3 protein-coding genes are annotated in these 2234 nt (G+C 64.7%); all 3 read left to right on the top strand.

Annotated elements, in window-relative coordinates:
- Positions 1-312 precede the first annotated feature (312 nt).
- Positions 313-801 carry a DNA starvation/stationary phase protection protein Dps gene (dps, locus tag VF497_RS12530; protein WP_330889194.1) on the top strand — a complete coding sequence of 163 codons (489 nt, stop codon included), beginning with the start codon at positions 313-315 and terminating at the stop codon, positions 799-801.
- A 133-nt stretch (positions 802-934) separates the two neighbouring features.
- Positions 935-1837, top strand: a complete 903-nt coding sequence (cysD, locus tag VF497_RS12525) for a sulfate adenylyltransferase subunit CysD (RefSeq protein WP_330889192.1) — start codon at positions 935-937, stop codon at positions 1835-1837.
- Positions 1837-2234: GTP-binding protein (locus VF497_RS12520; protein ID WP_330889190.1), on the top strand; the 398-nt coding region annotated here is incomplete at its 3' end. The genes cysD and VF497_RS12520, both read left to right, overlap by 1 nt.

The following is a 2234-nucleotide window of genomic DNA, read 5'->3' as shown; positions in this document are numbered from 1 at the left end:
CCGACCGCGCCGCGTGGCGCGCACGCGCGGTGGCGATGCGCGCAAGCAGCCGCGCGAACGCGGCCTCATCCGGCTCGCGCGATGCGAGCCGATCGATCTCGCGCGACAGCGCACGGCGATCGCGCAGCATCGTTTCGGCGAGTTCGCCGCGCAGGGCGGCCAACGGGGAGTCGGGAGAAATACGAGGTTTCACGCAGCGGCAGGTGGCGAGGTCCGTGATAGATGCGGTCTATCGCGGGGATCGCAACAATCGACTTCAATGTGGAATCGGGCGACATTATAGTGACCCCGTCCCCGCAAAAGGAGCGACCCATGGCCAAGCACAAGCAGAATCCGACCCGCATCGACATCGCGCCGAAGCTGCGCGACAAGGTGATCGCACTGCTCAACGCGCAACTCGCCGACACGCTCGATCTCTACACCCAGGTCAAGCAGGCGCACTGGAACGTGAAGGGCCCCTATTTCATCGCGCTGCACGAACTGTTCGACGACCTCGCCGAGCAGCTCGAGGAACCCGTGGACGACATCGCCGAACGCGTCACCGCACTCGGCGGCGTGGCGATGGGCACGGCGCGCATCGCGGCCAAGGCCTCGCGCCTCGCCGAATTGCCGCACGACAGCTACGACGGCATGAAGATGGTCGCGCTGCTCGCCGACCGTTACGCACAGCTGGCCAAGTCGACGCGCGTGGCGATCGACGCAGCCGACGACGCGGGCGATGCCGACACGGCCGACCTGTTCACCGGCATTTCGCGCGGCCTCGACAAGTCGTTGTGGTTCCTCGAGGCGCATCTGCAGTAGCCCGCGTCGCGGCAGGCAGGGCCCGAAGAAGCGAAAAATCGTTCTTTGCTTATGCTTTTTCTTCGGGGCCCGCGCGCCCTTGCCGGACCGCTTTATTGCTTCCGGCCATATGGGTTTGCCGCATAATAGACGGATGCCCAGCCTGACCCACCTGCAGCGCCTCGAAGCCGAAAGCATCGACATCCTGAGAGAAGCCGTCGCCGAGTCCGAGCGGCCGGTGATGCTGTATTCGATCGGCAAGGATTCTTCGGTGATGCTGCACCTCGCGCGCAAGGCGTTCTTCCCCTCGCGCCCGCCGTTCCCGCTGCTGCACGTCGACACGACCTGGAAGTTCCGCGACATGTACGCGATGCGCGAGCGCGCCGCGCGCGAGTCGGGCATGGAGCTGATCGTCTACAAGAATCCCGAGGCCGAGGCGCTAGGCATCAATCCGTTCACGCACGGCTCGGCCAAGCACACGGACATGTGGAAGACGCAGGGCCTGAAGCAGGCGCTCGATCTCTACCGCTTCGACCTCGCCTTCGGCGGTGCGCGCCGCGACGAGGAAAAGTCGCGTGCGAAGGAGCGCGTGTTCTCGTTCCGTTCTGCGCAGCACCAATGGGACCCGAAGAACCAGCGTCCCGAACTCTGGCGTCTGTACAACACGCGCAAGAACCCGGGCGAGTCGATCCGCGTGTTTCCGCTGTCGAATTGGACCGAGCTCGACATCTGGCAGTACATCCATCTCGAAGACATCCCGATCGTGCCGCTCTATCTCGCCGCCGAGCGGCCCGTGGTCGAGCGCGACGGCATGCTGATCATGGTCGACGATGAGCGCTTTCCGCTCGCCAAGGGCGAAATGCCGCAGCAGCGCAGCGTGCGTTTCCGCACGCTCGGCTGCTATCCGCTGTCGGGCGCGATCGAATCGACAGCCGCGACCCTGCCCGCGATCATCCAGGAGATGCTGCTGGCGACGACTACCGAGCGCCAGGGGCGCCTGATCGATCACGATTCGAGCGCGTCGATGGAGAAGAAGAAGGCGGAGGGATACTTCTGATGAACGCCGCCGCCCTTTCCACCGACCGCGCCCTGATCGAGACCGACATCGAGCAGTACCTGCGCACGCACGAAAACAAGTCGCTGCTGCGCTTCATCACCTGCGGCAGCGTCGACGACGGCAAGAGCACGCTGATCGGACGCATGCTCTACGAGGCCAAGGCGCTGCTCGACGACCAGATGTCCATGCTCGACGCCGACTCGAAGAAGCACGGCACGCAGGGCGACGAACTCGACTTCGCCTTGCTCGTCGATGGTCTTTCTGCCGAGCGCGAACAGGGCATCACGATCGACGTCGCCTACCGCTTCTTCTCGACCGACAAGCGCAAGTTCATCGTCGCCGACACGCCGGGACACGAGCAGTACACGCGCAACATGGTCACCGGCGCCTCGACCGC

This window comes from Rudaea sp., assembly GCF_036383415.1.
Taxonomy (GTDB): domain Bacteria; phylum Pseudomonadota; class Gammaproteobacteria; order Xanthomonadales; family Rhodanobacteraceae; genus Rudaea.
Note: the sequence above shows the minus strand (reverse complement) of the source record. Positions and strands in the feature narration are given on the sequence as shown.